This window comes from Actinomyces succiniciruminis (assembly GCF_900002405.1).
Taxonomy (GTDB): domain Bacteria; phylum Actinomycetota; class Actinomycetes; order Actinomycetales; family Actinomycetaceae; genus Actinomyces; species Actinomyces succiniciruminis.
In genome coordinates this window covers 43,446-51,396 of the sequence record NZ_LK995527.1, presented here as the reverse complement: position 1 = coordinate 51,396, position 7,951 = coordinate 43,446, and the positions used below count along the sequence as shown (strand labels likewise).

The 7,951-nt window shown below is 72.6% G+C and carries 7 protein-coding genes; 4 read left to right on the top strand and 3 right to left on the bottom strand.

Annotated features, from left to right (window positions below; translation table 11 throughout):
* Nucleotides 1-125: 125 nt before the first annotated feature.
* The gene (locus tag BN1056_RS10930) at nucleotides 126-455 is read right to left on the bottom strand and encodes a DsrE family protein (RefSeq protein ID WP_210581169.1); all 330 of its coding nucleotides are present in this window, start codon (nucleotides 453-455) and stop codon (nucleotides 126-128) included.
* A 90-nt stretch (nucleotides 456-545) separates the two neighbouring features.
* Here BN1056_RS10930 and BN1056_RS10925 point away from each other — a divergent pair, with 90 nt between their 5' ends.
* Nucleotides 546-1,028 carry a 2-thiouracil desulfurase family protein gene (locus tag BN1056_RS10925; RefSeq protein WP_244671668.1) on the top strand — a complete coding sequence of 161 codons (483 nt, stop codon included), beginning with the start codon at nucleotides 546-548 and terminating at the stop codon, nucleotides 1,026-1,028.
* A gap of 20 nt (nucleotides 1,029-1,048) precedes the next feature.
* Nucleotides 1,049-1,825 (top strand): PhzF family phenazine biosynthesis protein, encoded by a 777-nt coding sequence (locus tag BN1056_RS10920; RefSeq protein ID WP_244671667.1) that lies wholly within the window; start codon nucleotides 1,049-1,051, stop codon nucleotides 1,823-1,825.
* An 89-nt stretch (nucleotides 1,826-1,914) separates the two neighbouring features.
* On the opposite strand, the gene BN1056_RS10915 is transcribed toward BN1056_RS10920, so the two are convergent.
* Nucleotides 1,915-2,526 (bottom strand): class I SAM-dependent methyltransferase, encoded by a 612-nt coding sequence (locus tag BN1056_RS10915; RefSeq protein ID WP_210581165.1) that lies wholly within the window; start codon nucleotides 2,524-2,526, stop codon nucleotides 1,915-1,917.
* A gap of 48 nt (nucleotides 2,527-2,574) precedes the next feature.
* On the bottom strand, nucleotides 2,575-4,068 hold the full coding sequence (locus tag BN1056_RS10910) for an MFS transporter (protein WP_244671666.1): 1,494 nt from the start codon (nucleotides 4,066-4,068) through the stop codon (nucleotides 2,575-2,577).
* A 106-nt stretch (nucleotides 4,069-4,174) separates the two neighbouring features.
* Between BN1056_RS10910 and hflX the strand changes: the two genes are divergently transcribed.
* On the top strand, nucleotides 4,175-5,824 hold the full coding sequence (gene hflX / locus BN1056_RS10905) for a GTPase HflX (protein WP_210581162.1): 1,650 nt from the start codon (nucleotides 4,175-4,177) through the stop codon (nucleotides 5,822-5,824).
* A 14-nt stretch (nucleotides 5,825-5,838) separates the two neighbouring features.
* Nucleotides 5,839-7,926, top strand: a complete 2,088-nt coding sequence (locus BN1056_RS10900) for an ATP-dependent DNA helicase (RefSeq protein WP_210581201.1) — start codon at nucleotides 5,839-5,841, stop codon at nucleotides 7,924-7,926.
* Nucleotides 7,927-7,951: the final 25 nt, after the last annotated feature.

Sequence of the window (7,951 nt, the reverse complement as noted above, 5' to 3'; positions counted from 1 at the left end):
TCGCCCCGCCTCTTTCTCGCCGAGGTCGGTTGATCTTACGTGCCGAGGTCGGTTGAACTTACGTGCCGAGGTCGGTGGTAGTTACATGCCGAGACCGGCACAGGAGGGTTGTTCCTCCCAGGGCGTCATGGCTTGATGTAGGTCGCCCCGGCGCGGACGTATTCCGCAATTGCAGGTATCGCGGCCGGTACGACGCGGAACCATGATGGCAGAGTCTCAACGGGGAGGGCGTGGTTGGCCACTGAACGTGAGCAAACTTCGAAGGTGACGCCGGCAGCAGCGGCCCGCTCCATTGCGGCCGTCCAATCGTTGGTGCCCTGAATCGCATAGATCGCTGTTCCATTGACCATCACCGTGATGGCGTCAGCCAAGCCGAGTTCGGTCATATTGGCCAGGTTACTCAGTGCGGCCGGCCAGCGATCGGCTTGAGAAACATGAAGAACAAAGTGACTCATCTCGGTGATGATAACTTGTTCGGAACGGCTTCTGTTTCGAATTGTAGTGTGCTCGACGTCGGACTGCTTCGGGCCGCTAGGCTGTTCAGCGTGAATTCTTCCTCCCAGGGCGGTCCACTGCTTGTCAGCGCATGCTTGGCGGGCTTCAAGTGCCGGTACGACGGCGGTGCGAAGCCGGATCGCGACGTCGCCGGCCTGGCTGCCGAGGGGCTGGCCCTGCCGTTGTGCGCCGAGTTGATGGGTGGTCTGCCCGTCCCACGGCCACCCGCCGAGATTGTGGGTGGCGACGGCGAAGACGTGCTCGACGGGCATGCGCGCGTGATCACTCGTGACGGCGAGGATGTCACCGATGCCTTTGTTCGCGGCGCCAATGCGGCCGCCGTTGTGGCGGCGCAGATGGGCTGCCCCGCCGCGGTGCTGCAGGAGCGCAGTCCGTCCTGCGGCGTGCGCACCATCTACGACGGCACTCACAGCGGCAAACTCAAGCAGGGTTGCGGTGTACTGGCAGCTGCACTGCGCCGTCGCGGGATCGCCGTCGTAACCGCGGGAGTCGCCCGGGAACGCCGCGGGTAGCCGACGCTAGGATTTGGCGCATGCGCCAGTTCGTCGTCGACGCCTTCACCGACCGTCCCTTCGCGGGCAACCCTGCCGCCGTCTGTCTGCCCGAGGCCTGGCCCACCGACGAGCTCATGCTTGCGATTGCGCGGGAGAACAATCTTTCTGAGACCGCATTCTGCGTGCGTGAGGGGGCGGCGTGGCGCCTGCGCTGGTTCACTCCGGGCGGCGAGATCGACCTGTGCGGTCACGCCACGTTGGCGACCGCGCACGTGCTGCTGGGCGAGCTCGGGGCCGGGGACGACGTCGTCTCCTTCGAAACGCTCGGCGGCCGCCTTACCGTGCGTCGAAGCGAGGGCAGGTACGAGATGGATTTCCCCGCCTACCGGCTGCGCCGCGTCGAGGTCACCGATCAGATGGAGGCGGCACTCGGTGCGCGTCCCTCTGAGGCGTGGATGGGACGCGACCTGTTGTGCGTGTTCGACGACGAGGCGACCGTCCGCGGCCTGACGCCGGACCTGGGGCGGGTCGAGTTGCTGCCGGGGCCGCTGTGCCACGCGACCGCGCAGGGGCTCGAGTTCGACTGCGTATCGCGCAGTTTCGCCCCGTCGCTAGGGATCGCGGAGGATCCGGTCTGCGGCTCCGGGCACTGCCACATCGCCCCGTACTGGGCAGAGCAGTTGGGCAAGTCGCGTATCCGCGCCTGGCAGGCCTCCGCGCGCGGTGGTGAGTTGCGCTGCACGGTCGACGGCGAGCGGTGCGCGTTGGCGGGCGCGGCGGTCACCTTCCTGCGCGGAGAGATTGTGGGGCTGTAGCGGCTTCGGATGCGGCATGCGGCCTAGACCGATCTCGGCACGTAACTTCTACCGATCTCGGGACGTAACTTCTACCGATCTCGGTGGGGTCAGTGGGTGACGCGCAGGAGACGGTAGCCCTTGGAGGAGGCCGCGCGCTCCACTTGCCAGCCCTGATCGGTAAGCCACTTGGCCAGCGAGTCCGCGCCGAGGTTCTTCTGCACCACCAGCCAGGCCTCGCCGTCGTCGGCGAGCAGCCCCAGCCAATCCGACAGCAGCGCGTGCAGCGCCGGCTTGCCGATCCGCATGGGCGGGTTCGACCAGATCAGGTCCAGCCGCGTGTCGGCACCGCGCAGCTCCGCCAGTAGCGCGTCGGCGGTCACGGCGCGCACGCGGGTATGCCCGGCGTCGGCGGCGTTACGGCCGGTCAGCTCGACGGCGCGCTCGTTGACGTCCGTGGCCAGCACGGTGGCCTGTGGGGCGGCGTCCGCCAGGGCCAGCGTCAGCGGCCCCCAGCCGCAGCCCAGGTCCAGGAAGGTGCCCGTCTGCGGCGGATGCGGCACTTGCTTCAGCAGCACGCGCGTGCCCAGGTCCAGCCGGTCGGCGGAGAACACGCCGGACGCGGTGGTCACGTCGTGCTCGGTGCCGCGGATGACGAAGTGATGGCGCCGCTCCTCGGCGGGCGCCTCGGGGGAGGCGGTGAAGTAGTGCTGCTCGCTCACGTGCCCGACCCTACCGGGCGCGCGCTCGGCCGGTCATGATCGGCCCGCTCAGGCCGCCCGGCGGGCCAGCAGCGGGGTGAGGGTGAGCGCCAGGGTGAGTATCGCCGTCGTCGGTACCAGCAGGCCCGCCTGCACGCCCGCAGCCGACGGCGCGATGAAGGCGGTGGTCAGCGTTCCCAGGGCGGCGGCGCCGGCTGCGTTCGCCACCGTCACGGAGGTGGCGATTCGTGCCTGGGAGATGTCGTCGGGCGCCCCGCCGAGGTCCTCCGGAGCGGTCACGCAGCGAATCATCGTGTCCTGGTGCGTCAGGCCCATCCCGGTTCCGGCCGTGGCGAAGCCGACGTGCAGGCACCACCAGGGTGTCACTCCGGCGAAGGTGAACGTCATGAGTGCGCCGCCGACGGCGAAGCAGGCCCCGCCCGCGCCCACACGTGCCCGGAAGCGGCGCGGCTCGCGGGCGGGATGCGCCGCCGTCCAGATGGCGATCGAGGACCAGGTAAGCCCGGCGCAGGTCAGCGCCCAGCCGACCGCCGCCGGGCCCAGGCCCAGCACGTCGTGGGCAGCGGGCGAGACCAGGTAGTCGAGCGTGAAGTAGGTGGCGCACAGCCAGGCGAGCGTGGCCAGGGCCGCCCGCCGCCCCGGCGCCAGCCGCATGGTCCCGGCGGGGAACACCCGGGCGCAGGCCCACACCACTGCCGCCAACCCGGCCGCCCCGACGGGCGTGAACCAGGCCGACGCCGCCGGCACCGCCCCGATGCCCGCCACCCCGGCCGCCATCGCCAGCGCCGGCACCAGCGGGGGGCGGGCCTCGTCGTCCTCGACGTGCAGCCCGCGGATCTCACGGGCCATCACCAGCCGTGCCGCCACCAGCAGCGGCACGTAGGCGACCAGCGCCCAGCGCCAGCCCCACGTCTGCGAGACCGCGGCCGCATAGCCCGGGCCAAGGATGGAGGACACGATCCAGGTTGCCGAGCCCGCCGCCAGATACAGTCGCCGCCACGTCTCCGGCAGCCCCGCCACCAGCACGCCCATGCTCACCGTTGCCAACGCCCCGGCGGCCAGACCGCGCAGCACCTCGCCGGCCACGTACACGCCCACGCTTGGGGCCAGCGCCCCGGTGACGGCCCCGGCCACGAGAACGGCGGTGAGCACGGTCATCAGCCGGTCGGCCCGCCAACGGGCCAGCATGCTGCCGCCCAGCGGCATGGTCAGGAAGGTCGGCACCATGGCGGCGGCCGTCACCAGCCCGTAGTGGGCGCGGGCGCCCAGATCAGTGGCCACCAGTGGCAGCACCGTCTGGTTGATGTAGGTCTGCATGCCCGCAAGCAGTTCGACCACCAGCATCGCCGTGGCCAGGTGCCCCACCGGCGTGGTCACCAGGGCACGCAGCGACGGCTGTGGGGACGACGGCACGCCCGGGACAGCGGCGCCGGCGGCGCCCGGATTGGGGCCGGCGGCGCCCGGACTGGGGCCGGCCGCGGCGGGGCCGTCGGCCGAGGTGGGGTCGCCGGTCTCCGGGACGTCGGACTCGCGGGAACTCACCGCCCGAGCGTATCGACGCGGCTGCGTTCGGCGCGACCGCCTACGGCGAACGGGGCCCCGTGGACACTCGGCAGGGAAGTGGCCAGGCAGTAGCATTTGAGTCCGCATGGAAAACACGCAGCACCACAGCCACTCCGCCGACCACGCCAACCCCGCCGTCAACGACAGCGCCGACGGCGCCGTCACCGCCGACAACGACGCCGGTCTTCCCAACGACACCGACCCCGCCGCGGCGCTCGCCTCCCGGGTCCGCTCCCGCGCCGGCACCGCCCTGGCCTCCACCTCCGGCCGCCCGCAATACCACGAGTCCGACGCCGGCGCCCTGGAACGCGAGGCCCGCGCCGGCACCCGCCGCGTAGTGGGACTGTCCACCGATCAGGAGGACATTAGCGAGGTCGAATACCGGCAGGTTCGCCTCGAGCGCGTCATCCTAGTCGGCCTCGAACTGCCCCAGCCCGGCGCGGCGGGCGGCCGCGCCGGGGCGAACGCGCATCCGGCCGGCCCGCACCCCAACGGCGCCGCGTACACCACCGCCGCCCAGGATGCCGAGACCTCCCTGCGTGAACTCGCCGCCCTGGCCGAGACCGCCGGAAGCGAGGTGCTCGACGCCCTCATTCAGCGCCGCGACCACCCCGACCCGGCCACCTACCTCGGGTCCGGCAAGGCCAAGGAGTTGGCCCAGATGGTCGCCGACTCCGGCGCGGACACGGTCATCATCGACGGTGAGCTCGCCCCCTCCCAGCGGCGCGCGCTGGAGGACGTGGTGGACGCCAAGGTCGTGGACCGCACCGCCCTGATCCTGGACATCTTCGCCCAGCACGCCAAGTCCCGGGAGGGCAAGGCCCAGGTGGAGCTGGCGCAGCTGGAGTACCTGCTGCCGCGCCTGCGCGGCTGGGGCGAGTCCATGTCCAGGCAGGCCGGCGGACGCGTCGCCAGCGGTCAGGGCATCGGCTCGCGCGGCCCCGGTGAGACCAAGATCGAACTGGATCGCCGCCGCATTCGCCAGCGCATGGCCAAGCTGCGCCGCGAGATCCGCGCAATGGCCCCATCCCGAGAGGTCAAGCGCGGCTCCCGGCGCCGCGGCCCCATCCCCTCGGTCGCCATCGCCGGTTACACCAACGCCGGCAAGTCCTCCCTCATGAACCGCCTCACCGGCGCCGACATCATGGTGCAGAACGCCCTGTTCGCCACCCTGGACCCCACCGTCCGCAAGGCGGAGGCCGCCGACGGGCGCATCTACACCCTCACCGACACGGTCGGCTTCGTGCGCAACCTGCCGCACGAACTGATCGAGGCCTTCCGCTCCACCCTGGAGGAGGTCGCCGAGGCGGACGTCCTGTTGCACGTCGTCGATGCCGCCCACCCCGACCCGCTCGGCCAGATCGCCGCCGTCCACGCCGTCCTGGCCGACATCCCGGGCGCCCTGGACGTGCCCGAACTGATCGCCTTGAACAAGGCCGACCTCGCCGACCCGGTCACCCTGGCCGCCCTGCGCACCCGCCTGCCCGGCGCCGTGGTCGTCTCCGCACGCACCGGCCAGGGGCTTGAGGAGTTGCGCAGCCGCATCGAGTCCATGCTGCCGCACCCGGACGTGGCCGTGGACGTCGTCGTCCCCTACTCGCGCGGCGACCTGGTCTCCCGCGTACACGCCGACGGCGACATCACCGCCGTCGAATACGTGGAGGCCGGTACTCACGTGGTCGCTCGCGTGGACGCCGCCCTGGCGGCCGAACTGACCGCCGTCGACGCCGGGTGAGAGCCGTGCGTGAGATGAGTGCGCCCGCCCCGGCGGACCGGGCGGAAAAGGACGCCGCCGCCCCGGCCGGCACGTCCTCGGCCGACCCGGGCGCGTCGGGTACGACGGAGCAGGCGCGCACCCGGGCCGCACTGGACGCCGCCGTGAACGCACTCGGAGGCAGCCCGCGGGAGGGGCAGATCGAGATGGCCCGCCGCGTGACCCGGGCCATCACCTCCGGCGGTCACCTGCTGGTGCAGGCCGGCACCGGCACCGGCAAGTCGCTGGCCTACCTGGTGCCCGCCATGGTGCACGCCGTCGACGCCGGCGAACGCACCGTCGTGTCCACCGCCACCCTCGCCCTGCAGCGCCAGGTGCTCACCAAGGACGCCCCGCTGGCCGCCGACGCCGTCGAGCGCACCACCGGCGTCCGCCCCAGCGTCGCCCTGCTCAAGGGCTGGCAGAACTACCTGTGCCGCCACCGCCTGGCCGGCGGCTACCCCGACGACGACGCCGACACCCTCTTCTCCGCCGCCGCGGCCACACCCCGCGCCCGCATCGGCGAGGGCGCCGAGCAGAGCCTGGGTGAGCAGGTGGTGCGCCTGCGCCAGTGGGCCGAACAGACCGACACCGGGGACCGCGACGACCTGGTGCCCGGCGTCTCCGACCGCGCCTGGGCGCAGGCATCCGTGACTGCCGCAGAGTGCCTGGGCAGCAGCTGCCCCCTGCACGACGAGTGCTTCCCCGTGCTCGCCCGCGCCGCAGCCGCGGAGGCGGACGTGGTGGTCACCAACCACGCCATGCTCGGCATTGCCGTGGCCGGCAACCCCGGTGTGCTGCCCGAGCACGAGGTGCTGGTGGTCGACGAGGCCCATGAACTGGCCGACCGGGTGCGCTCCCAGGGCACCGCCAGCCTGTCCGCGGCGGCGGTGGCACGCGTGGCCGCGACCGCCCGCCGCCACGCCGGCGTGCTGGTCAACGAACTGGAGGAGGCCGGGCAGACCCTGCAGCTGGCCCTGGCCGAACTGCCCGACGGGCGCCTGGCCGATGGGCTGCCGCCGGCGCTCGCGGACGCCCTCACCCTGTTGGAGGCCGCCTGCCGGCAGGTGCTCACCGACGTGCGCGAGGCCGCCCGCGCGGCGAACCAGGGCGGCGGGCAGGCGGGCGCCGAGGCCGGGGGAGTGGCCCTGGCCCGCACCGCGGTTGCCGACATGACGGAGGTGGTCGAGCGCATGACCTCCGACTCGGTGGCGCAGCGGCGCGACGTCGCCTGGGTGGAACGCCCGCGCATGGGCGCCGATCCGCCGCGCCTGACCCTCGCACCCATCGACGTGGCCGGGTCGGTGGCCGACACGCTGCTGGCCGACCGCGCCGCCGTGCTGACCTCCGCCACCCTGGCCCTGGGCGGCAGCTTCAACCCCATGGCGGCGGCCCTCGGGCTCACGCTGGCGGACGCCGACTGGGAGGGACTCGACGTCGGCACCCCCTTCGACTACGCGCGCCAGGGCATCCTGTACACCCCCACCCACCTGCCGCGCCCCGGGACGGGCATCTCCGCGGAGGCCCTGGAGGAGGTGGTGGCGCTCGCCGAGGCCAGTCGCGGCGGCATGCTCGGTCTGTTCTCCTCCCGGCGGGCCGCCGACGACGCCGCGGCGCTGCTGCGTGAGCGCACCGACCTGACGGTGTACGCGCAGGGGGAGGACCGGCTGCCCACCCTGGTGGAGGCCTTCGCCGCCGATGAGGACGCCTGCCTGGTGGGGACCCTCTCGCTGTGGCAGGGCGTGGATGTGCCCGGACGCACCTGCCGGCTGGTGGTGATCGATCGCATTCCCTTCCCCCGGCCCGACGACCCGGTCGCCCAGGCGCGCAGCGAGGCCGTCACCGCCGCCGGCGGCAATGGCTTCATGACCGTCTCGGCCACCCACGCCGCCCTGCTGCTGGCGCAGGGGGCGGGGCGGCTGGTGCGCCGGGCCGACGACCGTGGCGTCGTCGCCGTGCTGGACCCGCGGCTGCGCACCGCCCGCTACGGGGCGTTCCTGGCCCGCTCCATGCCGCCGCTGTGGCCCACCCGGGACCGCGACGTCGTCCTGGGGGCGCTGGGGCGGCTGGTGGTCGACAGTTGAATCCGGGGATTTTTCCGGTACCCGT